General features: G+C 53.7%; 23 protein-coding genes. 7 read left to right on the plus strand and 16 right to left on the minus strand.

Features of this window, described 5'->3' with window-relative positions; all coding sequences use genetic code 11:
• Nucleotides 1-2: 2 nt before the first annotated feature.
• Nucleotides 3-308 (minus strand): hypothetical protein, encoded by a 306-nt coding sequence (locus tag TLL_RS08665; RefSeq protein WP_011057542.1) that lies wholly within the window; start codon nt 306-308, stop codon nt 3-5.
• Between the two features lie 186 nt (nt 309-494).
• Entirely contained in the window at nt 495-2,246 is a 1,752-nt protein-coding gene (locus TLL_RS08670; protein WP_164920919.1) for an iron uptake porin, read from the minus strand.
• A gap of 291 nt (nt 2,247-2,537) precedes the next feature.
• Between TLL_RS08670 and radC the strand changes: the two genes are divergently transcribed.
• A complete protein-coding gene (gene radC, locus TLL_RS08675; RefSeq protein WP_164920920.1) occupies nt 2,538-3,287 on the plus strand; it encodes a RadC family protein in 750 nt (249 codons plus the stop codon).
• Here the strand turns inward: radC and TLL_RS08680 are convergent.
• Nucleotides 3,284-4,186, minus strand: a complete 903-nt coding sequence (locus tag TLL_RS08680; protein WP_011057545.1) for a polyphosphate kinase 2 family protein — start codon at nt 4,184-4,186, stop codon at nt 3,284-3,286. The two genes, radC and TLL_RS08680, sit on opposite strands and share 4 nt — an antisense overlap.
• Nucleotides 4,187-4,389: 203 nt before the next feature.
• Here TLL_RS08680 and TLL_RS08685 point away from each other — a divergent pair, with 203 nt between their 5' ends.
• Together TLL_RS08685 and TLL_RS08690 are read left to right on the plus strand one after the other, a co-directional pair.
• Nucleotides 4,390-4,809 (plus strand): hypothetical protein, encoded by a 420-nt coding sequence (locus tag TLL_RS08685; protein ID WP_011057546.1) that lies wholly within the window; start codon nt 4,390-4,392, stop codon nt 4,807-4,809.
• A gap of 7 nt (nt 4,810-4,816) precedes the next feature.
• The gene (locus tag TLL_RS08690; protein ID WP_011057547.1) at nt 4,817-5,998 is read left to right on the plus strand and encodes a gamma-glutamyl-phosphate reductase; all 1,182 of its coding nucleotides are present in this window, start codon (nt 4,817-4,819) and stop codon (nt 5,996-5,998) included.
• 28 nt (nt 5,999-6,026) lie between these two features.
• Here the strand turns inward: TLL_RS08690 and TLL_RS08695 are convergent, their stop codons facing one another.
• From TLL_RS08695 to TLL_RS08725, 7 genes are all read right to left on the minus strand, one after another.
• Nucleotides 6,027-6,608, minus strand: a complete 582-nt coding sequence (locus tag TLL_RS08695; protein ID WP_011057548.1) for a DUF1997 domain-containing protein — start codon at nt 6,606-6,608, stop codon at nt 6,027-6,029.
• Nucleotides 6,609-6,680: 72 nt separating this feature from the next.
• A complete protein-coding gene (locus TLL_RS08700) occupies nt 6,681-8,324 on the minus strand; it encodes an ABC transporter permease (protein WP_165442185.1) in 1,644 nt (547 codons plus the stop codon).
• Nucleotides 8,325-8,366: 42 nt separating this feature from the next.
• On the minus strand, nt 8,367-9,233 hold the full coding sequence (nadC, locus tag TLL_RS08705; RefSeq protein ID WP_011057550.1) for a carboxylating nicotinate-nucleotide diphosphorylase: 867 nt from the start codon (nt 9,231-9,233) through the stop codon (nt 8,367-8,369).
• Nucleotides 9,223-10,242 (minus strand): anthranilate phosphoribosyltransferase, encoded by a 1,020-nt coding sequence (trpD, locus tag TLL_RS08710; RefSeq protein WP_011057551.1) that lies wholly within the window; start codon nt 10,240-10,242, stop codon nt 9,223-9,225. Before trpD ends, nadC begins: the two co-directional genes overlap by 11 nt.
• Nucleotides 10,243-10,309: 67 nt before the next feature.
• Nucleotides 10,310-10,663 carry a hypothetical protein gene (locus tag TLL_RS08715; RefSeq protein ID WP_011057552.1) on the minus strand — a complete coding sequence of 118 codons (354 nt, stop codon included), beginning with the start codon at nt 10,661-10,663 and terminating at the stop codon, nt 10,310-10,312.
• Between the two features lie 96 nt (nt 10,664-10,759).
• Nucleotides 10,760-12,241 carry a cobyric acid synthase gene (locus TLL_RS08720; RefSeq protein WP_011057553.1) on the minus strand — a complete coding sequence of 494 codons (1,482 nt, stop codon included), beginning with the start codon at nt 12,239-12,241 and terminating at the stop codon, nt 10,760-10,762.
• Between the two features lie 292 nt (nt 12,242-12,533).
• Complete coding sequence (locus TLL_RS08725) at nt 12,534-14,240, minus strand: alpha/beta hydrolase (RefSeq protein ID WP_164920921.1); 1,707 nt, start codon at nt 14,238-14,240, stop codon at nt 12,534-12,536.
• A gap of 343 nt (nt 14,241-14,583) precedes the next feature.
• Here TLL_RS08725 and TLL_RS08730 point away from each other — a divergent pair, with 343 nt between their 5' ends.
• Nucleotides 14,584-15,327 (plus strand): DUF928 domain-containing protein, encoded by a 744-nt coding sequence (locus tag TLL_RS08730; protein WP_011057555.1) that lies wholly within the window; start codon nt 14,584-14,586, stop codon nt 15,325-15,327.
• Here the strand turns inward: TLL_RS08730 and TLL_RS08735 are convergent.
• The 3 genes from TLL_RS08735 to TLL_RS08745 form a co-directional block, all read right to left on the minus strand.
• Nucleotides 15,324-16,163 carry an acyl-CoA desaturase gene (locus TLL_RS08735; RefSeq protein WP_011057556.1) on the minus strand — a complete coding sequence of 280 codons (840 nt, stop codon included), beginning with the start codon at nt 16,161-16,163 and terminating at the stop codon, nt 15,324-15,326. The two genes, TLL_RS08730 and TLL_RS08735, sit on opposite strands and share 4 nt — an antisense overlap.
• A gap of 89 nt (nt 16,164-16,252) precedes the next feature.
• On the minus strand, nt 16,253-17,635 hold the full coding sequence (gene hemN, locus TLL_RS08740; protein WP_011057557.1) for an oxygen-independent coproporphyrinogen III oxidase: 1,383 nt from the start codon (nt 17,633-17,635) through the stop codon (nt 16,253-16,255).
• Between the two features lie 38 nt (nt 17,636-17,673).
• Nucleotides 17,674-18,405, minus strand: coding sequence for a heme oxygenase (biliverdin-producing) (locus TLL_RS08745; RefSeq protein ID WP_011057558.1), 732 nt, complete (start codon nt 18,403-18,405; stop codon nt 17,674-17,676).
• 272 nt (nt 18,406-18,677) lie between these two features.
• Here TLL_RS08745 and acsF point away from each other — a divergent pair, with 272 nt between their 5' ends.
• Nucleotides 18,678-19,742, plus strand: coding sequence for a magnesium-protoporphyrin IX monomethyl ester (oxidative) cyclase (gene acsF / locus TLL_RS08750; protein ID WP_011057559.1), 1,065 nt, complete (start codon nt 18,678-18,680; stop codon nt 19,740-19,742).
• Here acsF and TLL_RS08755 read toward each other — a convergent pair.
• Nucleotides 19,739-20,050, minus strand: coding sequence for a DUF3181 family protein (locus TLL_RS08755; protein ID WP_011057560.1), 312 nt, complete (start codon nt 20,048-20,050; stop codon nt 19,739-19,741). The two genes, acsF and TLL_RS08755, sit on opposite strands and share 4 nt — an antisense overlap.
• Before the next feature lie 104 nt (nt 20,051-20,154).
• Nucleotides 20,155-20,574 carry a photosystem I reaction center subunit II PsaD gene (locus TLL_RS08760; RefSeq protein WP_011057561.1) on the minus strand — a complete coding sequence of 140 codons (420 nt, stop codon included), beginning with the start codon at nt 20,572-20,574 and terminating at the stop codon, nt 20,155-20,157.
• A gap of 380 nt (nt 20,575-20,954) precedes the next feature.
• Here TLL_RS08760 and TLL_RS08765 point away from each other — a divergent pair, with 380 nt between their 5' ends.
• Nucleotides 20,955-21,590, plus strand: a complete 636-nt coding sequence (locus TLL_RS08765) for a YqiA/YcfP family alpha/beta fold hydrolase (protein WP_011057562.1) — start codon at nt 20,955-20,957, stop codon at nt 21,588-21,590.
• Here the strand turns inward: TLL_RS08765 and TLL_RS08770 are convergent.
• Nucleotides 21,575-22,561 carry a methyltransferase domain-containing protein gene (locus TLL_RS08770; RefSeq protein WP_011057563.1) on the minus strand — a complete coding sequence of 329 codons (987 nt, stop codon included), beginning with the start codon at nt 22,559-22,561 and terminating at the stop codon, nt 21,575-21,577. The genes TLL_RS08765 and TLL_RS08770 overlap by 16 nt on opposite strands.
• A gap of 249 nt (nt 22,562-22,810) precedes the next feature.
• On the opposite strand from TLL_RS08770, the gene ribBA reads away from it, so the two are divergent.
• The gene (gene ribBA, locus TLL_RS08775; RefSeq protein WP_011057564.1) at nt 22,811-24,454 is read left to right on the plus strand and encodes a bifunctional 3,4-dihydroxy-2-butanone-4-phosphate synthase/GTP cyclohydrolase II; all 1,644 of its coding nucleotides are present in this window, start codon (nt 22,811-22,813) and stop codon (nt 24,452-24,454) included.

Consider the following 24,454-nt stretch of genomic DNA (forward strand, 5'->3'; position numbering starts at 1 on the left):
CGCTAGGATTCCTCATCACCACTGGGCAGCTCTCTCTTTGCCGTTAGCACCTCCCAGGCGGCCTTGAGGCGCTCTTCAAAATCCTTGACATGGCTAGAGACGGTATCAGCATTCGACTTCAGCTCTGCGATCGCCGTTTCAAGGGCTTTTTGTACATCCGCGGGTAGGGCTTTAAGTTGAGCAGCTGCAAAGCGTTGCAGAGCAGCAAGGAGAGCTTTTGCCGCTTCGGTCACTTCTTCGGGAGTGACGGCTTCTGTTTCAGGTTCGGGAGTCGGGGACTCTGGTGGCGAAACTTGTTCTTCAGACATAGGGTAATACTCCCAAGTGAGTACTCAACAAGCTTAGCAATTCTTTTGCCTACCCCAGAAAAGGGCTGTACCCCTACCTTAGCAGATGGCTTTTTTGATTTTCAGAGTGCCCTGACGTTCTAAAGAAAGATTTTCTAAAGATTAAAGTGAAACCCCGCCCCGTGGGGCAGGGAAGATATCGAAGTACTAGAAGCTAAAGGTTGTCCGCACCACACCGAGGACGATTGGGGCATTGTTACTGTTGCTGTTGGGGTTGACCAAAGCAATGACCCCTGGTGTGATTGAAATATTCCGTGAAATAGGAATGCGGTATACTCCCTCAATGTGGTAGGAGTTAAACGTTGCAGCAGGAGCACCCAGTACATTACGAACGCTAATGGTTTGTGGAGGTTGACCAACAATCAAACCAAGAAGATCGCCCTTGCGCCAGAGGTCCGGTACCCCAAAGGTGGCTGCCCAGTTCAAAACCTCTGCTTCTGCCCGTGGTCCTGCAAAGCCTTGCACTTGATAGACACTGGAATAGCCGACCCAGCCAGCGATATTCAACTTCGGAATCGGGCGATAGGTAAACTGAAAGCCAAAGTTATCGGCTGCGGCATTGGCGTTATTACCAATGGGGTTAGCAGCGGAACCCGGAAAACCACTGCTTCCTGCGGCGCCATCAACACCAACACCGAAGGAGCGCACATAGGTAAATCCTAGGGCTAAGTTCTTCACGGGTCGCCAATCCAATTGGGCCAGGGCGGCATAGGCTCCCCCAATCAAACCATTGGTATTCGGCGCATTGGGGATGGGATTGTTGGCAAAGGGCGCTTGATAACCAAGATTCAGGACAAGGTTTGTCCCCTGCTCTTTATTTTCAAGGAGTGTGTAGCGTAGGGTTAGACCAGCACTGTTGCCGCCGCCAAAGCGATAGAGGGGGTTAAAGCGACCGAAACGGCTAATGGCTCCCGTTTCATCGGACTGCAAGAGGGGGTTAAAGGTGAAGACATTTTTATCAAAGTTCCCCGCTGCGGCGTCAAAGGCAAGGAATAGGCGCTGGGTCAGAGGGGTGCGGTAGTAGAGGTCAGCAAGGGCAAATACGCCACCAGTGTTGGTGTCATAGCCGAGGCGGGCCATGTTTGTACCGGTAACGGCTCCGTAGTTGGGCATATTGGCAGCCTGAATGCGCACCCGCAGGACATCTTTGCCATAGAAGCTGGTGTCAAAGTTGAGTCGAGCCCGGTAGGTGGCAACAGGATTGTCTTGGATAGTTGGCCCGCGACCGGGAGCCGCAACGGCTTGGGTGCCCGTGAGGACATCGGACACATTAAACACTACTGAAGCCCGTAGTTTGGTAGTGGTGGCGAATTGCTGTGCTTCCAACTGAGCAGTGCGAGCCTCCAGCCTATCCACCCGACCGCGCAGGGTAGCCAGTTCAGCCCTGAACTCATCCATCAGGCGCTGCAAGGTAGCGAGGTCTTCCTTGGTGGCAAAGCGATCGCTAATCACATCCAAGCAAGCATTCAGTGCTGCAGCCATTTCATAGCGGGTGGCTGCCCGATTGCCACGGAAGGTACCATCGGGATAACCGGCAATGCAGCCATATTTCTCCACCAGGGACGCCAAGGCTTGATAGGCCCAATCGGTGGGGCTCACATCCGAAAGTTGACTCACCGAGGTCACTTGGGGTATTGTCCGCTGCATTCCCAAAGACTGGTCGGGGGCAGGAAGTCGGGGAGCCTGAGCTTCTAAGTCCGCTACCGCTGGCATTTGTGCCACTTGAAAGGGTGATTTGACTGCATGAGTGGCTTGTTGCGACGTATAGTCAAAAAACGCAGCGGCACTCCCATCACTCCTATGGGAGGCATCCTGCAAGTGATTTGCAGCTATTGCCGCTGACATTCCCCAGGCGGGAGCCAAAACCAACCCCAGCCAGACCGCGATTGATCTCGCCATTATTCACTCCTCATTAATGATCAAAGTACCTGCAAGCCTCTTTATAAAATTCCAAGGGCGATCGCCCCCAGGAATTCCGAAGGGGCAACAATCACCTGTCCCTAGGAAAAGTCAGGAGTGGATTCGCAACAAGTTCATTGAGGCTGAACAGAGGAAAACGGTTCCCTTACTGTGTTTATCTTGAACTACTTGCAAATAAAAGTCAACTACTTCTTGCGAATTTTCTAATTCAGCCCCAACGCTACCATAAGCTTGATATGCTTTTTAGCAATCCCGTCAGTCACTGCTGTGATGTCCTACTCGCTGCGTGTTGCTGATCTGCCCGCCGGCGATCGCCCCCGTGAAAAGCTCCTCAGCCAAGGTGCCCGCTACCTGAGTTCCGCTGAATTGTTGGCGATTTTACTGGGAACAGGTCAAGGGGCGGGCAAGCTCTCGGCCGTCGGCTTGGGGCAGTTTATTCTCAAACAGTTGGGGGAGCGCACTGGTGACAGTACCGATGCCGTCAGCGCCTTGCGTGACATTACCCCAGAGGAACTAATGGCAATTCCTGGGGTTGGCCCCGCCAAAGCCACCACGATCCTAGCCGCCGTCGAACTGGGGAAGCGGGTCTTTCAGTCGCGACCGGGGGAGCAAACAATCATTGACAGTCCTGCTCTGGCTGCTGCTGTCCTCGCTGCTGATCTCATGTGGCAAGCCACAGAACGGTTTGCCGTTCTCCTGCTGGATGTGCGCCATCGCCTGTTGGGATCCCATGTGATTACGGTGGGCACCGCCACCGAAACCCTTGCCCATCCCCGCGAAATTTTTCGGGAAGCCGTGCGCCGCAATGCTAGCCGCCTGATCATTGCCCACAACCATCCCTCAGGCAATCTCTCTCCCAGTCAAGCAGATCTGGACTTGACAAAACAAATTCTACAAGCGGGACAACTCATGGAAATTCCAGTGCTTGACCATTTGATTCTTGGGAATGGGGATTACCAAAGTTTGCGGGAGATAACCCCCCTCTGGCAACAGGTGCCCCAAGGGGACGGCAGTGCCTAATCCTCATCCGGTTCATTTTCCAGCAGCGCTTTTGCCTCTAGGAGTTGCTCCCTGTGGGCTTCACTGAGCATCGGGTAGTGGAGGTTGAGGCTCGCCAGTTTTTGATAAATGAAGTGAGCCACCATCAGCCGCGCAAACCACTTATGATTGGCGGGAATAATGTGCCACGGTGCCCATTTGGTGCTGGTGTGGCGAAAGACATCGGCATAGGCTTGTTGGTAGTCATCCCAGTGGGCGCGATCGCGCACATCCTCAATGGAAAATTTCCAGTTCTTTTCCGGGCGGCTAATCCGCTCTAAAAAGCGTTTCTTTTGCTCTGCTTTGGAGATATGCAAGAAAAACTTGAGGATGAGAATGCCATTGCGTGTTAAGTAACGTTCGTAGTGATTAATGTCCTCAAAGCGCTCTTTCCAGATGTGCTTGGTCTTGGTTTCGGGGGGAAGTTGCTGGCGATTGAGTAAATCCGGGTGCACGCGCACCACAAGGACTTCTTCGTAATAGGAGCGATTAAAAATACCAATACAGCCTCGCTCGGGCAAGGCACGATTCGCTCGCCACAAAAAGTCATGATCCAATTCTTCGGCACTGGGGGCCTTAAAGCTGTAGACGCGGCAGGCTTGGGGGTTCAGGCCACTCATGACATGTTTGATCGTGCTGTCTTTGCCTGCTGCATCCATTGCCTGAAAAATAATCAGCAGCCCATAGATATTCTGGGCATAGAGCACATCTTGGTAGGCCGCGAGCTTCTTAATCCCCGCAGCAAGGAGTTCCTGGGCTTCGACTTTACTTTTGAGGCCAGCGGTATCGCCAGGATCGTAGTCCTTCCAGTGAAAATTTCCCCCCGCGGGAACAATGTAGCGATCGGGGTTAATTTCGTCGAGAAAATCTTGAGGAATCATGATCAAGGAAAGATGCGGCAGAACTGTATCCTAGCCTAGATTCTCTCATTGTAGAAAAATCAAAAGATTTCACGTTGCTGGCTATCTTTAACAAATTGTATAAGGCAGGGGCAAAACGGAATTCTGTTTGTATGCTGTATCAGTAGGCGAGCGATCGCCCCCCATCGAATCATTTCCTGTCGTTTGCGTTTTGGACAGCCACCGTGGCTCCGATGAAACCTCACAAACTGGATCTGGACGCCAGTTATCCCTGCCCCTGTCGCCGTCAGGGGGAGTTGATGCCAATTGCCCTCACAGAAGCTTTTGGCTGTCGGCGCTGTCAGCAAATTTTTGTTGTGCGTCCCGATGGCTATTCCATTGAGCAGTTGGCAACCACCTATCCCTACAAACGAGCGTGGTATTGGACGGGCTTGCAGTGGAGTCAGTTGCAGCGGGGCTTCTCAGAAAGCTACTGGTATTTCGCCATCGGTTTGAGCTTCTTTTTATTGATGCCTATTCTCCTCTGGCTGCCCTTACTTCTACAATTGTCCTTAAAACCTGAAGGGCTGCTATGGGTGATTGCCTCTCTGCTGATTGCACTAACGCCAGCATTTCTAGTCTGGATTGCCCTCTCCCGTCGTTGAATGCTCTGTGGCTATGTTGCCTGAGCCACTGAAGAGGGCGCGGGTCGCCAGTACATACCTCAGTCAAGCGAGCTATGCCCTCCGTCAGGAAGCCCTGAGGCACCTCATTGAGGAGTTGGCAACGGCAGAACCTCTCCTGTTGGAGCAAAATACTCTCGATCTCGAATCCAGCCGTGATCTAGCAGTGTCTCAGATTGTGCTTGGCTGGCTGCGGCTGACCCATGAGCGCCTGCAGCGGATTCGCCAGTGGCTAGAGCACCTCTACCATGCAGCAGATCCATGGCAGCAACCATTGCCGACGCGACCCGAGCGGTTTCAGTATGCCGTTCCCCTCGGAGTGGTGGCCTTAGTCTATGAAGGGCTACCTACTTTAAGCTTGATGCTGGCGGGCATGGCACTCAAAACAGGAAATGCCCTTGTGCTCTGGAGTGGTGAAAGTAGTCACTATACCGCTGGGGCGATCGCTACTCTCATCGAGGCCGCGTTGAGCAAAACCAGTCTGCCGAAAACCACTATTCAAACCCTCTCCCTTAGTCCGGCAAGTTGGCTTGGGGATCCCACTGCTGTTGATTTAGCCCTTGTCTATGGCCGCTCCCGCTTTGTCGCGGAGCAACGGGCTGCTGCTCGCTGTCCCTTGGTCTCTCTTTCCCTTGGTAATACCTATCTCGTTTGGGATGGTTCGGTGTCACCAGAGAGTGTCCTCAACTGTATTCAGCGCAGCCACCAGGCCAATCCCGATCGCGCCCTTGCCATTGAAAAAGTGATTGTGCTCGCCAATGTCAATCCCTCCCATCTTGCCTTTGTGATCAATGAACTCAGCCAAGCAGGCTACAAACAGGGGGTCGATGAGCATTTACACCGCAACTATGCCGAAATTCCCCTTGTGGATGCCAGTGAGTGGCCGCTTCCCTACCTGGATCAACGCTTGGCGTGGCACTACGAAGAAGATCTCACCGCCGCAGTGAATTGGATTCACCAGTATGGCAGCGCCGCCAGTGGGATTATTGCCAGCAGCTACGAGGACTGCCGGGCCTTTTATCAGCAGGTGCAAACGCCCCTTGTATTTGTCAATCGCCCCCCCCAACTCGAGCGCTTGGATGCCTTGGCCCTTGGTGTGGCCGCAAAAGGACCGCAGCGAGGACTCTTTAGCCTTGCTCAGTTACTCAGCACCAAGCAGGTTTATCTCTAGGGGAGTCAAAGCTCAAATCTCTTCCGTCCTAGGTTGAACTCACGGGAAGAGGTGCTAGCCAACGCTCATTGCCTGTGGTTTCGACTTCTGTGAGCCAGCGTTGGTAATCGGCTACTAACTGCTGACTGAGGCGCTGTTTAATCGTTAAGAGAACGCTCTTGAGTAAGCCATTGCCAGTGGCTTCAAGAATCGGACGCGGTGTCAGATCCAAGGGAGGCGGAATATCTACGCCCACCTGCAAGTCCGCTAGACCGATTAAATCCGTACCGTTCACCGTGGCTTGGGGACACAGGTAGCCTTCGAGGGCTAGGTGAAAGCGGCGATTGATGTAGTCCACCCCGCGAATTTCACAGCCGAGGGAGCGCAATTGTAAAGAGCCGTCACTATTGGCATGAACCGCTAAATCTACGGTGGGTTGCAAGCTAACCATGAGAAAGTTCAAGGGGCGCATCTTCAGGCGAAAGCGATCGCTCCCCAAAAATTCCACTCGCGTGGGATCCGTTAGGGCATAGACAAGCCGCTGGGGTTGACGCAGGTAGTGCTGTAAGGGAGCCGTGGGTGTTTCAATACTGAGGCGGACAGATTGGCTGGCCTTAAATTCTAAATACATAGCACACCTAGCAAACGTTGCTTCTAATGTAACGAATTATTAAGGAAATCGGTAAAGGGTAAACCGAACCCCCTAGTCAGCCCAGCGGGTTTGCCGTCCCAGCCAAATCACCGGAATGAGACCCACGACCACCAGGGCCAAAGCACTTAGGGCCGCCTCAGGAAGTCGCTCATCAGAGGCAAGGCGGTAAACCTGTATTGCTAGGGTATCAAAGTTAAGGGGGCGAATCACCAATGTTGCTGGCAATTCCTTCATCACATCCACAAAGACCATCAGGGCGGCGGTAAAAAGGCCGGGCACCATCAGTGGGAGGTGAATCGTGCCCAGAATATTCCAAGGCGATCGCCCTAGGGTCCGCGCCACCTCATCGAGAGAGGGGCGAATTTTCACCAGGCTAGCCTCCACACTGCCTAAGGAAACCGCCAAAAAGCGCACCAAGTAGGCATAGATCAGTGCTGTGACCGTGCCACTGAGAATCAAGCCCACTTCCACCCCCCACAGGTGCTCAGTGACATCATTAATGACGTTGTCTAGCCACCCCAGGGGCATGAGAATCCCCACTGCAATCACTGTGCCTGGAATCGCATAGCCCATGGCAGCTATCTGGGTTCCCCAACGCACCCAAACCGTTGGCAGCAGACGTTGCCCATAGGCCAGCAGCAGGGCAATCCCCACCGCAAGGACGGCCGAGAGCGTCGCCAAAATGAGGCTGTGGCTGGCATGTTCTAAAAATTCGCGGCTCAGTTGCAATTGTTGGTAGCTGATGGCCAAGTAGAGCAGCAACCCGCCGGGGAGCAGGAGGCCAAAGAACACCGGTAGGGCACAGACTAGCCAAGCCAGAGCCGCCCGCCATCCCTTGAGCAGGTAGGGAATGGGGCGATCGCTGCCCCGACTGTAATAACGCGCCTTGCCCCGCGACCACTTTTCCACAAGCAGCAGGGCAAAAACAATGACCACCAACACTGAAGCCAACTGGGCCGCTGCCACGCGATCGCCCATGCCGAACCAGGTGCGGTAAATTCCTACGGTGAAGGTATCGACACCAAAGTACTGTACGGTACCAAAATCATTGAGGGTTTCCATGAGGGCGAGGCTCGTACCCGCAGCGATCGCCGGCCGCGCAAGGGGCAATGCCACTGTCCAAAAACTACGCCAAGGTCCACAGCCAAGGGAACGACTGGCCTCTAAGCTACAGGTGGCCTGCTCCAAAAATGCTACTCGTGCCAAGAGAAAAACATAGGGATAAAGAACGAGGGTGAGCAGGGCGATCGCCCCGCCAAGGGAGCGGATATTGGGAAACCAATAGTCACCATAACCCCAGCCCGTTAGTTCCCGTAGCCATGCCTGAATCGGACCTTCAAAGGCAAAAAATTCCGTATAGGTGTAGGCCAAGACATAGGCGGGTGCCGCCAAAGGGGTCAGCAGCAGCCATTGCCACCAGCGCACACCCCAAAATTGACAGTTGGTAACCAACCATGCCGTACTGACCCCAATGACCACAACGCCTATCCCCACGCCCAACATCAACCAGAGGGAGTTCAACAGGTAGTCGGGCAAAACCGTTGTTGCCAAATGCTGCCAAGTGTTATCCGTATTAACAAAAACTTGGCTGAGAATGACAAGAATGGGCACGGCAATCACAAGGGCAATCAGCCACGCCAGTAGCTCCCAAGGTTTTAGCCGAACCCACCGAGGTAGGCTTAGGGACTTCAACACGGTTCGACCTCCGAAAACAGGCACTCACTTTCTCAAAAAGGCTCAAAGAATCGTCAAACTAAAATCTAGCCAGGGCGATCGCGTGATCATGGCACTGGTAGAAATGTAGTCCACCCCCGTCAAGGCCACTGGTCGCAGGGTTTCTAGGGTGATATTGCCAGAGGCCTCAATTTTAATGTGGGGGGCTTCAGCGCGGATCATCGCCACTGCTTGGGTCATCTCTGGAATCGGCATATTGTCGAGCATGATCACATCTACCCCAAGGAAAAGGGCTTCGCGCACCTGCTCAAGGGTTTCGGTTTCCACCTCAATGGCCAAGGGAAAGGGACTGGCTTGGCGAACTTTTTCAACCGCGGCGGTGATGCCCCCTGCCGCCACAATGTGGTTATCCTTAATCAGGATCGCATCGTCAAGGCCAAAGCGATGGTTCACACCGCCCCCCACAGCCACCGCATATTTTTCTAGCAGACGCAGTCCGGGCGTTGTTTTGCGGGTATCTACGAGTTGGGTCGGCAAATCGGCAATTGCTTGGACGTAGGTATGGGTGAGGGTGGCAATGCCACTGAGGCGCATCAAGCAATTGAGGGCGAGCCGTTCACCCAGGAGTAATGTTTCTAGGGGAGCGGCAATCCGGGCAACAATGGTCGGCTCCTCACAAATGGCGCCCTCGGCCTGCTCGTAGGTGAACACTACCGCTGTGGTCAGGCGCTGGAAAACTCGCTCCACGATGGGCAGACCGGCAATGACCCCCTGACTTTTGAGACGGATATGGGCTTTTCCTTGGCGATCTTGGAGATGCAGGGCTTGAGTGGTGCGATCGCCCCGACCAATATCCTCCTGCAACCATTGATCCAGGAGGGGATCCAAAACAGACCACGGCGGTAAATAGGCAGAGACCCTAGGATTCATTGGAGAGCGTCACCAATGCCTGTAGCTTGTCCCAGGCCGCGCCACTGGCCAGAATCGCTTTTGCGCGATCGACCCCTTCCCACCAATTCTCCACTGCTGCGGCCACATAGAGGGCTAAGGCCGCATTGAGCGCTACCACATTCTGCTGGGCACTTGTGCCCTTTCCCTGAAGAACGTGGGTGAGAATTGCGGCATTGGTCTGGAGATCTCCCCCAGCGAGATCCCGCAGGGGTGCACTGGCAAGTCCCAAGGCTTGGGGATCCAGGACTTCTTGGCGCAGGGACTCCTCAGGGCCGCTAAACATCACTAGATCGGTCATATTGCCCAGGGTAGCTTCATCCACCCCTTCACGGCCATAGAGGACAATCCCCCGTTGGCGTCCAAGACGTTGTAGGGTACCGGCCACCGCTTCAAGATAGCGATCGCTAAAAATCCCAATTACCTGTCCTGTGGGATAGAGCGGATTCACCAAAGGGCCAAGCAGGTTAAAGACGGTGCGAGTTTTCAGGGTACGCCGCAGGGGAGCGACGGCCTTCATGGCTGGATGCCAACCGGGGGCAAAGAGGAACGTAATCCCCACTTCCTTGAGTAAAAAGGCAGGATCACTGTGGGCAAGGTTGACCCCAAGGGTCTCAAGGACATCGGCGGAACCCACCCGACTGGAGACCGAGCGATTGCCATGCTTGGCCACTTTGACCCCCGCTGCTGCCACGACAAAGGCCACTGCTGTGGAGATATTAAAGGTACCAGCGCGATCGCCCCCCGTGCCGCAGGTATCAATGAGGGGTTCGGCTAAATTTAGCGGTGCACCTGCGGATTGAGCCAACAATACATTGGCCATCCCCGTCAGTTCCTCAACCGTTAGCCCCTTGAGCTGTAATGCCGTAAGAATAGCACCGGAGAGGGCATCGGGAATTTCTTCTGCCAGCCATCCTTGCATTAACTGAGCCGCCTGCTCTTGGGTCAGGGCTTGGCGATCAAGGAGTTGTTGGAGCAGGTCAGACCACATTGAACCTTGTAGGCAGAGAATCGAGACGTGATTAGACTGAACTCGTCTGAATTAGACTGAATTGAACTTAATTGAGTTGTTGCTGGCGCTGACGTGCCTGCCAATAGTGCATCGGTAAGCAAAGCAGCGAAGAGACGGTCAGCAAAAAGGCCAAGAGTGCGGTGATTTTGCACATTTGACCCAAATCCGTACCTTCTAATGGTACAGCGATTTGCAGTCCCCGCGCACCACAATAGACGAGCCAATAGACAAAGATCATCCGCCAAAGGGTTTCACCATAGGCTTCTTGGGGAGAATACTCCCGCAGCGGAAATTGTTTTTCCTCTTGATAGGCCCGGTACAAGAGCCAGCTTAAGCCACTCAGGGCGGCGATCGCTGAGGCAATTAACATTCCCACAGACCAAGAAGCAGCACCGATCATTCTTGCTTGCAACTCCTGCTCATCAACAGATCGTTCTTCAGTCTAGGGGAGTGATTTAGCAACGATGACAATTGCTAACAATTTGAAATTTTTACGTCAACATAATTTACAAATGCCCCTGAGGTTCAGGTGAGCCATGACGGTTTTGGTCAATTCATCCAGTGCAACAGTCCGTTGCTCGCCATAGTGGGGAATTGCTGTCGGTAGAGGCGGCAGTTGGCGGCGCGATCGCAACCCATTGAGCCAATGGCGACGCCAAGGACCGTTTTCCAGTAGCCCATGGAGATACGTGCCCCAAAGTGTGCCCGCTCTGTTAACAAGCCCCAGTTCTGGGGCAGCAAAAAGGGGGTGCCAACCTTGGCGATCACCAGTGTATTCACTTTGGCCTTGGTGAATTTCATAGCCCAGGATTGGCTCAGGACAGTTGAAATACAGCGATTGGGTTTGCTGTTGCTGGGTACATTTGGTTGGCCCCAATTGGGTGTGCAGCGGCATGAGGCCCAATCCTTCATAGGTGCCGGGACATCCCTCTAAGCCTAGGGGATCGCTGATGGCGGTCCCCAACATCTGCCAACCGCCGCAAATGCCGAGAATCGTTCCCCCTTGGGCAGCGTAGGTTTTGAGTTGCTCGGCCATCCCCGTTTCCCGTAGCACCTGAAGATCGGCAATGGTCGTTTTCGTCCCCGGCAAGATCACGGCATCGGGTCGCCCGAGGGGACGATGGGGGGGCAAAAACTCAACAGCAACGCTGGGTTCTGCCAGGAGAGGATCAATGTCGGTAAAGTTGGCAATCCGCGGCAGTCGAATCACCGTAATTTTCAGGTCTGCCCCTTGGCGTTGCGGACGGGGATCCCAAAGGTCAAGGGAATCTTCGGCAGCGTAGTGGCGCTCGAGCCATGGAATCACCCCTAAAACGGGTACGCCCGTGGTCTCCTCTAGCCATTGCAAGCCACTGTCAAGGAGCGATCGCTGGCCGCGAAATTTATTAATCACGATCCCCTGAATCAACGCCCGCTCAGCGGGCTCCAGGAGCATCAATGTGCCGACAATGTGGGCAAACACACCACCGCGATCAATATCGGCCACAAGAATAGTCGGTGCCCCAAGATATGTGGCCACCCGCATGTTGGTGAGATCGCGGTGCTTAAGATTGATTTCTGCGGGTGACCCTGCCCCCTCACACACAATCCAGTCAAACCGTTGCTGGAGATCTGCCAGGGCCTCTGTAATTGCCTGCCAACCCCGCTCAAAATAGTCCCGATAGTAGTCGGCCGCTCGGGTAACACCCACCACCTGCCCCCTAAGGATCACTTGGGAGGTCATGTTGCCTTGGGGCTTGAGGAGAATTGGGTTCATTGCCACTTCGGGTTCTATCCCTGCCGCCCAGGCCTGCATTGCTTGGGCATAGCCAATTTCGCCACCTTCACGGGTGACGTAGGCATTCAAGGCCATATTTTGTCCCTTAAAGGGAGTGACGCGGTAGCCCTGCTGAGCCAGCCAACGACAAATCACTGCTGCGAGGAGAGATTTACCCGCATGGGAGGTGGTTCCCACCACCATCAGGGATTTAGCCTTCATCGTATTGCGTGCTGGAGACCTCTGCCTTCAAGCAGGGGAGAAAGGCCCCGCCTCCGTTGAGTTTTTGTGACAAACTCCTTATAGTAAAATGTAAAGCATAAAGTTGCGTTGACCGTGACCTTAACGCAGTCATTACAATTTTGGCGGCCGGGCAGGCCGTGACCGCAGGGGGAGATGGTGTCAGACCTGTTCAAGTTTCGCTTTGTTCGGGCGACTGTCTGTAAAGCGTGAACCATCCCGATGCCTCTGGGGTTAGAAATCCCCTGACTTCAGGAGAGGGAGGAGGTGAACCTTACTTCACTGCCTGCGCTACCTTTTCCAACAGTTCTGGATCGAGAGATTGGGTGAGGTTTAGGCCATAGGTGGGTGAACTCAACGCCATTGCGGCTGCCGGTGTCAGCCACTGCCGCGCCTGTTCATCCCCTAAAAGGTGCAAGCGTAAAAAGGCCAAGCTCAATCCGCGGAGATAGGCGCGCGATCGCGGGGGTGTGGCACCCACAAGTGCCTTTGGTACAGGCAGCACCGGTTCATTGGGACTGGCCTCACCAATCGTTGAAAAATGGGTTGCATTGTCCATCAACACTAAGTAGCGATCGCGCCCTGTCAGCCATGTGAAGGGATAAATTTGCTCTTCTACAGGGGGGGCGATCGCATCGCTACTGGCTGCAACAAACATCACAGCCGCCTTTAAGTGCCCCAAGGACTCAGGACTAAAAAGAGCACTGGTAATTGGGTTAACAGCAATGACCGCTTGCACCCGGGAATCCTCTAGGGAATAGACCTTTGCGGGTAATGCTTGCGCTTGGCATTGGAGCAGCAGTGACACATTGAAGGAGGTGAGGAGGGTGCTTGTACAGTGTCGCCGTAGTTGCTGAAAATCCAATCGTGCCCCTGCTAGGGCTAGAGCGGTGTAGCCGCCAAAGGATTGACCAATGATTGCCACCCGCTCCAAGTTGAGCCGTCCTGCCCAAGGGTAGAGCTGCTCAGGAAATGCCGCCAAACGATTGAGGACAAACGTAACATCGAGGGGACGATCCAGAAACTCTTGAGCCGCCATCCTTGAACTGACATAGCCCATGGGAAAAGACATGACCTGACGGGCTGAGCTACCAACATGCTCAAGGGCAATCACCGCAAACCCATGGGAGGCCAGATGCTGGCACAGATAGCGATAGCTATAGCGGCTTGCCCCCAGGCCATGGGAAACAATGACCACTGGAACCCGCTGTCCCGCAGGAACGATGGGTAGATAGAGATCCGCTTCAACGGGGCGGGCATGTCCCGTTAACTGCAACCGCTGAGGCGATTCATCTACCGCTGTCCAAGGCATCTCTAGCCACCGCCAAAGGCCCAGTTGCAGCAGTGGTTGCACACTTGCAGGGATAGCTTCTGTCTGATTTGCGATCGCCCGTTGACGGACAACATTTAGAATTGTCTCTGTTTTGTAGATTGTGTGCTGGAAATTTTTGAGAATCGCGAGTCCCTCCTTGAGGTCAAAGCGAATACTGGGGGAGGGGTAGTGGCGCATCACACTCAACACGGTGAGACCATTGGGGTCAGTGGCAGCGAGAATCAGCGCCGCCCGCAGCGCAAGGGCATTTTCTTGACGGCTTTGGGTTTGGAGAATCCGCCCCGCTTGCACCATAAATTCTTGACCCAGGGGGGAGTACAACAGTTGAGCAACGGCCACGGGGGACAATCGCAGTCGTTCTTGTAAGGCCAATCGCAATTGCTGCCGGTGCCCAGGGGGGAATAGCCGTAAATAGCTCGCAAGTTTTGGCGAGCTCTGGCCAGTGGTAGCAAACCATTCTAAATCAGCAATGGGGAGCGATCGCTCGAAGGGGCCATAGCGAAAAATAATTTGCTCTGCTGCCGTTGCCGACAGCCCCCCTGATCGCAGCCAAAGGAGGCCGAGACCCGCCACGACAGTGAGGGGCGGCCATAGAAACCACTTAAGGGAGAGGTTATTCACAGCGAGGAGTCCCGCAATGCCACTCAATCAAAAAACTTAGATCAATCGTGGGAACAGCGCTCAGGGGAAAAAATTTCTAGGCACTTTCCAGTATAGATACAGCCCTTTGCTAGGATGGCGGCTGCTCAAATCATCTCCACATCACCTTGGAACTGCGAGGGTGCGGTCCTCGTCCTAGGGACTGCTCAGGTTGTGAGCCAGTGCAATATCAGTAGGTGATGGACATCATCAGCCTCACGTTGGTGCTATCACCCCGCAGCCCCCACCAAACTCCTATGGTAGGAGTAGGGCAGGTAGGGAAATGACCCAAGAGGAACGAGCAGACCCCCTGACACCTGTCGCTACCGCTTTTCAGTAAGGATATTGACCTATGAAACCACCCATTGTTACGTCACTGCGATATTTCGTTCCTTGGAGCTTGGCCGTACTCATCCTGAATGCCGGTCTGAGTTGGGCGGGATTTACGCCCCCCAGCAACCTATCCCGTCCGGGGAATCGGGAGGGGGCGGCCACACGCGGCGCCTGCAAAGTGCAAACCGCAGCAAATGAACCTGATTTAACGACACTGGTGCCTGCCAGTAATATTGGCTTGACGGCAATGAGTCGCCCCACGTTCTACTGGTATTTACCCGCCAATAATTACCAAGCTCTCGAGTTTGCCCTCTTTCAGAGCCTTGCCGATGGCGGGGAGGTGCAAATTTACAAGCAACAGTTTCCAATGGCCCATCGTCCCCGCCTAGACAGTATCACCTTGACCGGTGAGGTGCCGCCCCTACAGGAGGGGGTAGACTACCGCTGGACGGTGAGTCTGATCTGTAACCCCAATGACCCCGATCCCTCCCAGATTCGCTTTGCGGAAGGCTGGGTACAACGGGTCCCTCTACCCGTGACATTGCAAAAACAACTCCTCAAAGCCAGCCCCCTGCAACAGTATGATCTATTGGCCAGCAATGGCCTTTGGTATGATGCCCTCGATGCGTTGGTGAAACTGCGGCAGAAGCGGCCCCATGACACCAAAGTGAAGACTCTTTGGAAAGAGTTAATGACCACCGAGGGCGTCGGTCTCCATCCGCTGAGCAACCTGGCGATCGCCCAACGTAGCCGAGGCAATTAGGACAACGCTTTGGGCGGTGGCAACTGTACCTTGGCGGCAAGACCGAGTCCTTGGAGTGTGCGAATCACCCACCAGGTGGGATCCACTTCCCACCAGTACCAGCCCGCCTTGGCAACGTGGGGATAGGCATGGTGGTTGTTGTGCCAACCTTCACCATAGGTGAGGAGGGCTGCCCACCAGAGATTGCGTGAGTTATCCTCAGTCTCAAAGCGACGATAGCCCCATTTGTGGGTGGCAGAGTTAATCAACCAAGTGCTGTGCCAAAGAAAAACGGCTCGCATAAACATCCCCCACAACAACCAGGACCAACCCCCTAAGCCATAGAGGAGCAGCGCAAGGGGAAGCTGCAGGAGTAAAAAGTAGCGATCTAGCCAGCGGTAAAAGGGATCTCGTGTGAGGTCAGGGGCAAAGCGGGCATACTCCTCGGCATTGAAAAACTGGGACTGCGGATAGACGAGCCACAGCATATGACTCCACCAAAAGCCCCGCCGTGCTGAGTAGGGATCTTTAATCTCATCCTCGGTGTGGGCATGGTGTAAGCGGTGCCCTGCCACCCAAAAAATCGGGCCTCCCTGCATGGCCAAGGCACCCACAACAGCAATGACGTACTCCAACCATTGGGGCACTTGGAAACTGCGGTGACTTAAAAGACGATGGTATCCCAAGCAAATACCGATACTGCCAAAGAGCCAGTGCAGAAAGATGGTGACGGCCAATGCCGACCAGGAGAAAAAGAAAAGCGCAACCGCGGCTAAAATATGCACCGCCCCTAAAAAGAGGACAAAGCCCCAATTGAGGCGGGAGGTCTGGGGTTGCAATTCTAAGGATGATGTCATAGGTACTCCTCAACACCGTTTGTGAGTTTAGATGCGGGTTTAGATCCAGGGATTCTGGATGACCCAGAAAATGGTAGAGGCAATGGGGGCTAAATGGCCTTAGAAAATGTCCTACCAGATTTTTGTTGCAGGTAGGCATCAAAGACGGCGGTAATGTTGCGGATAAGGAGTCGGCCTACGGGGGTGACCTCTAGGCGATCGCGCCCCAAATGAAGGAGGCCATCGGCAGCCAATTCCCGCAGCGCAGCTAACTCGGAGGCAAAGTAGGCATCAAAATCAAGATTAAACTGGCGGGCGATCGCCCCCTTGTCGAGGCTAAATTGGCACATCAGTTCCATGATGATCGTGCGGCGCAACAAATCTTCACAGTGCAGTTGAATGCCGCGTTCTGTGGCCAGCTGACCCGCAGCAACATCACTAAAGTAGGTGGCTAAGTGTTTCTGATTTTGGGCATAGGCCGCCTGCAACATGCTGATCGAGGTGAGGCCAAAGCCAATCAAATCTGCGGTTGGCAGTGTTGTATAGCCCTGAAAGTTGCGCTTGAGCGTCCCCGCTTCCTGGGCGATCGCCAGCTCATCAGTGGGCTTGGCAAAGTGATCCATGCCAATGTACCGATAGCCTTGGCTAGTTAGCCTTTCAATCACCCGCTGCAAAATCGTCAGTTTGGTTGCACTATCGGGTAGGGTGGTGGGGTCAATTCGCTTTTGGATGGGTTTCAAATTGGGTAGATAGGCAAAGTTAAAGACAGCAATGCGATCCGGATCAAGGCGCAGCGTTTTCGCAATCGTAGCTTCAAAGGATTGAACAGTTTGATAGGGCAGACCATAGATGAGGTCAATGTTGACACTCTCAAACTCAGCAGCGCGGATCCACTCCATCACTTGAAAGAGCCATGTCTCAGGCTGCACGCGATTCACTGCCAGTTGCACTTGGGGATCAAAGTCCTGCAGGCCAAAGCTGATGCGATTGAAGCCCAAGTTCCGCAGCCGCAAGAGGTAATCACGGTTGATGTAGCGGGGATTGACTTCAATGGAAATTTCCGCATCATTGGTCAATTCAAAGTGCTGAGTGAGCGTCCGCCACAGGGATTCCACTTGGTCAATCGTGAGGTAGTTGGGAGTACCGCCGCCCCAATGCATTTGAATCACGGGACGAGTGCGATCCAGCCGTGCCGCCACTTGAGCAATTTCCGCCGCCAAGGCATCCAAGTAGGTTTTGGCAATCGTTTGGCTTTGGGTGATGATGACGTTGCAACCGCAAAAATAGCAGGCGGTCTGGCAAAAGGGAATATGCACGTACAGAGATAGGGGTAGGTGCGCTTCGTTACTCCGCAGTAGCTGCCGCTGGAAACAATGGCGATCAAAATCAGTAGTAAATTCGGCAGCCGTGGGATAACTGGTATAGCGGGGCAAGGGGCGATCGTATTTTTGCAGCAGTGCCCCATCGAATTGGATTGGCTGAACCACACTCATGGATGTTTGCAAGCTCCTAACAAGATGAACCGTGGGTCTTAGATGGCAATGGCTTCAGGACGGGGGTGCTGCCGCCGACTGGGCTGGTTCTCGATAACCATGGACTGCCACACCTGATCGCCAATGGTGGTTTTTAACTCCGATTCAAGGGCGTGCATGAGGTTGCAGTTGAGGGCAAAGGCAAAGTTGGCTTCCTGAACAATGCGGGCGATCGCCTCCTCGTCGAGGCCAAGACTATCCAAAGTTGCCCGATACCGCTGCTTAAAGGCTTTCTTATCTTCCGGGGTCGGCAGTGCTGGAAACTCGTAAAAGGCGGTGCCCTTGCCTTCAGGGAGCATCAACTGTGAATGCACAATTTTACTCAGGGCTTGCCCCCCAGAGAGATCCCCCATATAGCGGGTGTAGGAATGGGCAATAAGCAACAGAGGTTCACTTTGAGCGACATCATGCAGGCGACTGAGGTAAACACGGGTGGCGGTAAGGGGAGTCACCTGATCCCGCCAATCCTCGCCGTAGTAGAAGGCCAAGTCCTGAGCCAGTTGGCCACTGCGGTTCAGTTCGGGGAAGTAAATAGCACGCACCGCATCGCTGTTGGCACTGGCTAAGGCCGCCTCGAGATCGGTGTAAACAAAGTAGAGGTTAGCCAAGAACTGGCGGAAGAGACGAGAGGTGATCAACCCGCGTACAAAGCATTTCATGAAGGCGGTGTGCTCAGCCAAGGTGTGAGCCTCAGCCGTTCCTTCCCGCAGCGCAAGGGAGAGCACTGTCATACCTGTAACTCCTGAAATTGGTTTTAACAGTCTTTTTTGAAGAAACTTATCCTGCCAACGGGGAATGGCCGTGGGCTGAACAGGGGCAGAATGGCAGGCTATTGGTGAGTATTACTTTTTGATCATATAGCTGTCAAGTGAAACTTCAAAAAACATAACAAAACTGCCTACTTTTCCAAAATTGTCAAGGGGACTATTGACCGTCCTCAGGGATATAGTATAGTAAAACGGCATAACTTGCATAGGTTTAGTTCTATAGGAGTGAAAGGCTTATGGTGGCGATCGCCCCCAATCCCCATTCAGGCCAGAGCGTGAAAACCATTCGCGAAAACCTTTTAACCCCTCGTTTTTATACAACAGATTTTGAACAGGCAGCAAAACTTGACCTCAGTCGTCAGCAAGAACAACTGGAAGCGATGTTGGCGGAAATGCGGGCAGACTACAACCGCCATCACTTTGTCCGCGATGACTCCTTCAAAGGCACTTGGGACCTCTTGGATGCACAGACCCGTAAAGCCTTTATTGACTACCTTGAGCGGTCCTGTGTCTCTGAGTTTTCAGGGTTTCTGCTCTTTAAGGAACTCTCGCGCAAGCTCAAGGATCGCAACCCCCTTTTGGCGGAAATCTTCCACCTGATGGCGCGGGATGAAGCGCGGCATGCAGGGTTTCTCAACAAAGCGATGATGGATTTTGGCCATGCCATGGACTTAGGGTACCTCTCCAAGACACGCACCTACACTTTTTTCCCGCTGCCCTGGGTACTCTACACCGTTTATCTATCAGAGAAAATTGGCTACTGGCGCTACATCATCATCTACCGTCATCTTGAAAAGCACCCCGAACATTCCTTCTACCCCCTCTTTAACTATTTTGAACGTTGGTGCCAAGACGAAAACCGCCACGGCGACATTTTCAAGGCCTTGATCCACTCCCAACCCCAATTGATTCAAGGCTGGGGCGCCAAACTGTGGATGCGCTTCTTCCTGCTGACGGTGTTTGCCACCCATACGCTGACGGTGCATGAGCGTGCCAAATTCTATGAAGCCCTTGGGCTTGATGCCACAGCCTTCGATCGCGAGGTGATTGCCAAAACCAATGAAACAGCGGCGCGGACCTTCTCTGTGGTACTGAATGTCGATCACCCTGAGTTTTATTCGCGTCTGCAACGCTGTGTTGAAATCAGCAACAAACTACAGGCAATTGAAGCCACTCATCAACCAAAGTGGCTGAAGGCATTGCGGAAACTTCCCCACCAGTTGGCGATCGCAGGTCATCTCCTGCGCATTTACCTGTTGCCCCCCGTCAATGCCCAACAGGAATGGGGCACCGTCCACTAAGACTCAAGCTCCTCTTGGCGAAAACGGTTGAGCAGTTCTACCAATAATTCTTGGTTGGCCTTGGGAATCAAGCGCTCCAGGGAAAGGAATTGCTGATCCCCGCCAAGGGGAACTGAGACCTCCTGCAAGACGCTAGTGACCTGTGCCAAACTCATCTCCCCCTGTTCTAAAAGGGGCAAAAAGGCTTCCGCAAGAGGGGTTGCCAGCTTTGCATCACCAAGGTATAGATGCCATTTAGCAACATCCATATAAATATCACGGCCAATTTCAGCCGCAAGGCGTTCAATTAAAGGAGTACGACTCAACACCTGTCACCTTCCTTCAGGACTCCCGTTGACCCTAGGTTAGCTCAAAAGAATACCCCCTATGGCTCAACCATGGGGGGCGATGATAAAGAACGTTCAGCAGCGACCTATGGATCGTAGGGCTTTTTGCCAGTGAACTTCAGTTGCGAGGGGTTGGGATTCTGGCCAATGGAGCGAGGCACAGAGTTGACCGCCTCCCGCCCTTTGTTGACTTTCTCAGGGAAAACGCCATCCTTGGGATGGATCAATACCGTTTCGCCATCGGGAAAAATCCGATAGATTTTGTAGTCGTTAATTTTGCGGGGACGCAGTTGCTGAGCAGCTAGGGCAAGGCACTGCTCCTTACGGGCAAAGTAAACGAGATTTTCACCTTCACGCATAACAGCAGCCCCAGCCGTCGGCATCTCAAAAACTTGCTCTTTGGGGCTTGTCCAAGTGATGGCGTATTTCTCTTCGGTATCCGCTGCGCTGAGGAGGCCGCCGGTGCTGCCACCATAGAGCGGGGGTTGCCCAGTGAGTGTTGTCATGCGTTCGATCCTCAATCTCTGACGTTGTTATCCTTAAGATTGGCTAGATACAACCCTTTTCTTGCCTATGGGATACATCCAGGGGATGCACTGCTCTCCCATGGGGGCCTTCGCAGTTTTGAGCGTTTGCCACCGTTGTGAAAAGGGCTCTAACCAGATTCAACGGCATCGTAGCATTGAAATCCCTGGATTGATGCGACTTGTGAGAAACTGTAACAGTTCGTTCATGATGACCCATTGTGATTGGGCTATTTGATCGAGATTCTGACTGATTACCAATGATCACCCTTGAAAAACCTATGGCTAAAGGGGAAATTTGTTAAGATTATTGACAAAGTACAACAAAAATATGTCCACTCCTCGCAAGGGATCGTTGAACAATGCAATATCTCTACCTCCATGGATTTGCCTCGTCGCCGCGCTCGAGTAAAGCCCAGTATTTTCGCGATCGCTTTGAGGAACTTGGTCAACCGCTACTCATTCCTGATCTCAATCAGGAGGACTTTTTTCACTTGACCCTCAGTCGCCAAATTGAACAGGTAGAAGCCCTGCTGACCCCAGAAGAACCCATCACATTAATTGGCTCTAGTTTTGGTGGCTTGACTGCTGCTTGGCTTGCGGAAAAACATCCCCAAGTGGTGCAGTTGTTTCTCTTGGCTCCTGCCTTTGAGTTTGCGATCCACTGGCTACCGCGTCTAGGGGATGAATATCGCCGCTGGCAAGCCACGGGGGTTTTAGAAGTCTATCACTACACTGAAGAACGCCCACTGCCCCTCAGCTATGGCTTTGCCAAGGATTTACTGGAGTATGACGATCGCCAGCTGCAGCGCCCTGTGCCCACCCTCATTTTCCATGGCCTTCAGGATGAAGTGATTCCCATTGACGCCAGTCGTCGCTACTGTGAAGGTCGCCCTTGGGTGAGTCGGGTGGAATTGGACAGTGATCACGCCCTCAAGGACGTACAGCCCGCGATTTGGGGCATGATGTATCCCATTATTTATCAGCAGTTCACTTGAGGGGCGGGCTCAAGGGAGACAGCGGGAATCTCCGCTCGCACAGCGCGAAACATACCAAAGCGGCAGAGTCCCATACCAAAGGCAATCCGCATCAGCAGGAATGTGGGAACTTCCCGCAAGGATTTCACGAGCCCCGGTAGGCCAAAGCGAATTAGCCCCTCTGGCCGCACAATTCCCTGCCAAATCGAATCTAGCCATGAGGGGAGCGTTTCCTGGGTCCAGTCAGCAGTCATGACCTCTCCAGCCACTAAACCCGTTGCTGCAAGGGCCTCGGCAAAGCCTTCAATGCTGGCAAAGGCGGGGTGTGCCCATTGATCCAAGAGCTGCCGCATGATCAGCCGCTCCCAGAAGTTCAAGGGCTGCTGGCGATCGTCCCGCTGGTTCCAATCAGCAACCACCAGAATTCCCCCAGGCTTCAGGACACGGAGTAATTCTTTAGCGAACTGCTGTTTATCGGGCATGTGGGGGCCGGCTTCAATTGACCAAACTACGTCAAAGCTGGCATCTGGAAATGACAAGGCTAGCGCGTCATCGAGCTGAAAGCGAACATTCAGCTCCGCAGGAGTGAGTTCTCGCGCCCGGCGTACCTGCTCAGGGCTAATCGTAATCCCAGTCACATGAAAGCCATAGTCACGGGCCAGGATACGACTGCTCCCGCCAATACCACAGCCGACATCCAAGACGGTTGTCCCCGGCGGCAGGCGATCGAGACCGGCCCAACGCACCATTTCATGAACAAAATCTACCTTCGCTTGGCGAAAGTCCTTGGGACGAGGAGGCAAACCATAGTGGCCAAGGTGAATATGCTCACCCCAGTAAAATTCTAGAATGCCGTCCTTGGTCCAGTTGTCATAGGACTCGGCCACGGAACGGGCAGACTCGTACTTGCGGGGGAACAACAGGTAAAGCGCTAAGCCCAGCAGGACTAACGCAACAACAGTGATAACCAGTATGAGCCCTAGATGAGACATGGAGGGGATTGACTAGCGAAACCTTTCACTATGATGACGAGGTTTTCAACATTTTCACAAGGGCAAGAACCACAGATGGGTTTTCGTTGGAGATTGGACGCCCTTCAATACTATCTTGAAAAGTTGACTATCTTGAAAAGTTGGTGCAATCCTGCTGAGGGGTGCTGCGAGCCCCCAATCGTCGTGAAAAAGGCTGTAACTTAGTAATAGGAAGCCTGAAGAATTCTGGAAGTAACTGCCTTGGCGGATGTGCCTGTGTTTGACTCCATTGAATCAGCATTAGAAGCCCTGCGGCGCGGCGAAGTGATTGTGGTCGTCGATGATGAAAATCGCGAGAATGAGGGGGATCTGATTGGTGCTGCCGAGCGGGTGACCCCCGCCATGATTAACTTCATGGCTGTTCATGCACGGGGACTGATTTGCCTTGCCATGGAGGGCGATCGCCTCGATGAATTGGATTTGCCCTTAATGGTAACAACAAATACCGATAGCAACCAAACTGCCTTTACGGTTAGCGTTGATGCCGGTGCCCGTTGGGGCGTGACCACAGGTATTTCCGCCGAGGATCGCGCCCGCACGATTCAAGCGTTAATTGATCCGAGCACGCAACCTCAAGATCTCCGTCGCCCTGGCCATGTTTTCCCCCTGCGATCGCGCCCTGGGGGAGTTCTTAAGCGAGCTGGCCACACCGAGGCCGCAGTGGATCTGACACGGCTGGCGGGTCTTTACCCAGCGGGTGTGATCTGTGAAATTCAAAATCCCGACGGCACCATGTCGCGGCTGCCCCAACTCATGGAGTATGCCCGCACCCACCAACTCAAAATCATTAGCATTGCCGACCTCATTAGCTACCGTCTCCAGCATGAGCGCTTTGTGCGCCGCGAGGCCGTCGCCAAGCTACCGACGGAGTTCGGTGAATTTCAAATCTATGGCTACCGCAATTCCCTCGATCAATCGGAGCACGTCGCCATTGTCAAAGGGGATCCCGCTACATTTGGGGAGCAACCCGTGCTGGTGCGCGTCCATTCTGAATGCTTGACGGGCGATGCCCTTGGTTCCTTGCGCTGTGATTGTCGGATGCAACTGCAGGCAGCTCTGAAAATGATTAACGCCGCCGGTCGGGGTGTAGTGGTTTACCTACGGCAGGAGGGGCGGGGGATTGGGCTGGTCAACAAGCTGCGTGCTTATTCCCTGCAGGATTTAGGCATGGATACGGTGGAGGCCAATGAGCACCTGGGCTTTCCAGCGGATTTGCGCAATTATGGCGTCGGTGCCCAGATACTCAATGATTTGGGGGTGAAGCAGATTCGCCTGATTACCAATAACCCCCGCAAAATTGCTGGCCTCAAGGGCTATGGCCTTGAAGTGGTGGATCGGGTGCCCCTGTTGATTGAAGCAACCCCCTACAACACCCCCTACTTGACGACCAAGGCAGAAAAACTGGGGCATCTGCTGCTGCAAACGTACCTGATTACGGTGGCTTTTCGCTGGCAGGGGTCGCAATTGGCTGCGGGCGATCGCTATGAACGACTGGAAAAACTGCGTCATCTGGCCGCAGGCGTCCATTTGCTGGTGCGCGAAGAAGCTCGGCCCGTTGCTCAGGCCATCTTTGGGCATCCTGACCTCATTGTTCACTTTGGCTTTGACCAGCCCCATGTGGCCGATCGCCAGTGGTATAAGCAGCCAGAACATCCCTATGTGCTTGCGGTGCAAACCCTGCTGCGGCAATTTTGCCAATGGCCAACGCTAAAAGGATTTGAGTTTCTGGTGGCCACGGGCACCGATCCAATGCTCAACCTACCGATGGATTTGGATCGCCAAGCCTACACCCAACAGTCTCCCAGTGAATGGCGGCCTCATCTCATCTATTCCTGGTCTGCAGCAGCAGGTTAA

The organism is Thermosynechococcus vestitus BP-1 (assembly GCF_000011345.1).
GTDB classification, from domain to species: domain Bacteria; phylum Cyanobacteriota; class Cyanobacteriia; order Thermosynechococcales; family Thermosynechococcaceae; genus Thermosynechococcus; species Thermosynechococcus vestitus.

What these genes read in the sequence shown, in the direction of transcription:
- TLL_RS08680 (WP_011057545.1), bottom strand. Translation starts at nt 4,186, where the DNA reads ATGATTCCTCAAGATTTTCTCGACGAAATTAACCCCGATCGCTACATT.
- hemN (WP_011057557.1), bottom strand. Translation starts at nt 17,635, where the DNA reads ATGAGTGTGGTTCAGCCAATCCAATTCGATGGGGCACTGCTGCAAAAA.
- TLL_RS08765 (WP_011057562.1), top strand. Translation starts at nt 20,955, where the DNA reads ATGCAATATCTCTACCTCCATGGATTTGCCTCGTCGCCGCGCTCGAGT.
- TLL_RS08745 (WP_011057558.1), bottom strand. Translation starts at nt 18,405, where the DNA reads ATGACAGTGCTCTCCCTTGCGCTGCGGGAAGGAACGGCTGAGGCTCAC.
- TLL_RS08760 (WP_011057561.1), bottom strand. Translation starts at nt 20,574, where the DNA reads ATGACAACACTCACTGGGCAACCCCCGCTCTATGGTGGCAGCACCGGC.
- TLL_RS08770 (WP_011057563.1), bottom strand. Translation starts at nt 22,561, where the DNA reads ATGTCTCATCTAGGGCTCATACTGGTTATCACTGTTGTTGCGTTAGTC.
- radC (WP_164920920.1), top strand. Translation starts at nt 2,538, where the DNA reads ATGTCCTACTCGCTGCGTGTTGCTGATCTGCCCGCCGGCGATCGCCCC.
- trpD (WP_011057551.1), bottom strand. Translation starts at nt 10,242, where the DNA reads ATGTGGTCTGACCTGCTCCAACAACTCCTTGATCGCCAAGCCCTGACC.
- TLL_RS08695 (WP_011057548.1), bottom strand. Translation starts at nt 6,608, where the DNA reads ATGTATTTAGAATTTAAGGCCAGCCAATCTGTCCGCCTCAGTATTGAA.
- nadC (WP_011057550.1), bottom strand. Translation starts at nt 9,233, where the DNA reads ATGAATCCTAGGGTCTCTGCCTATTTACCGCCGTGGTCTGTTTTGGAT.
- TLL_RS08720 (WP_011057553.1), bottom strand. Translation starts at nt 12,241, where the DNA reads ATGAAGGCTAAATCCCTGATGGTGGTGGGAACCACCTCCCATGCGGGT.
- TLL_RS08670 (WP_164920919.1), bottom strand. Translation starts at nt 2,246, where the DNA reads ATGGCGAGATCAATCGCGGTCTGGCTGGGGTTGGTTTTGGCTCCCGCC.
- TLL_RS08735 (WP_011057556.1), bottom strand. Translation starts at nt 16,163, where the DNA reads ATGACATCATCCTTAGAATTGCAACCCCAGACCTCCCGCCTCAATTGG.
- TLL_RS08715 (WP_011057552.1), bottom strand. Translation starts at nt 10,663, where the DNA reads ATGATCGGTGCTGCTTCTTGGTCTGTGGGAATGTTAATTGCCTCAGCG.
- acsF (WP_011057559.1), top strand. Translation starts at nt 18,678, where the DNA reads ATGGTGGCGATCGCCCCCAATCCCCATTCAGGCCAGAGCGTGAAAACC.
- TLL_RS08730 (WP_011057555.1), top strand. Translation starts at nt 14,584, where the DNA reads ATGAAACCACCCATTGTTACGTCACTGCGATATTTCGTTCCTTGGAGC.
- TLL_RS08665 (WP_011057542.1), bottom strand. Translation starts at nt 308, where the DNA reads ATGTCTGAAGAACAAGTTTCGCCACCAGAGTCCCCGACTCCCGAACCT.